Genomic DNA, 454 nt, shown 5'->3' on the forward strand with positions numbered 1-454 from the left:
CAGAACAGGCAGCGTCAGATAGTTGTTATGCGTCGAACGCTGCTTGGCGATCTTGCCGTATTTCGGATCGGGCTTGCGGCCTGCGATCAGATCCGCCACCACGATCTTCTGGTTCGGGATGATGATCATGAACACGTTGGCGGACATGATGGTTGCCGTGAAGGCACCGAGATGCAGGAAGGCGGCGCGGCCTGTAAACAGGTGCGTATAACCCCAGGCCACCACCACCAGAATACAGTAGAGAATGACCATCAGCAGCGTATCGCTCTTGCCGAGCATGAACTTGCAGATGGTGTTATAGGCGATCCAGCCGAAGGCCAGCGAACCGATCGAGATCGCAATGGCGACCGGTACGGAAACATCGAGCACATTCGGATCGATCAGGTAGAGATCGGCGCCGGCATAGTAGACGATGCAGAGCAGCGTGAAACCCGACAGCCACGTGGCGTAGGAT

The 454-nt window shown here is 56.6% G+C and carries 1 protein-coding gene; it reads right to left on the reverse strand.

All coding sequences use genetic code 11. The features are described from left to right. On the reverse strand, positions 1-454 hold a 454-nt coding region (locus tag CHM34_RS18440), incomplete at both ends, for a urate hydroxylase PuuD (protein WP_141201785.1).

It is taken from the genome of Paludifilum halophilum, assembly GCF_002245355.1.
Taxonomy (GTDB): domain Bacteria; phylum Bacillota; class Bacilli; order Thermoactinomycetales; family DSM-45169; genus Paludifilum; species Paludifilum halophilum.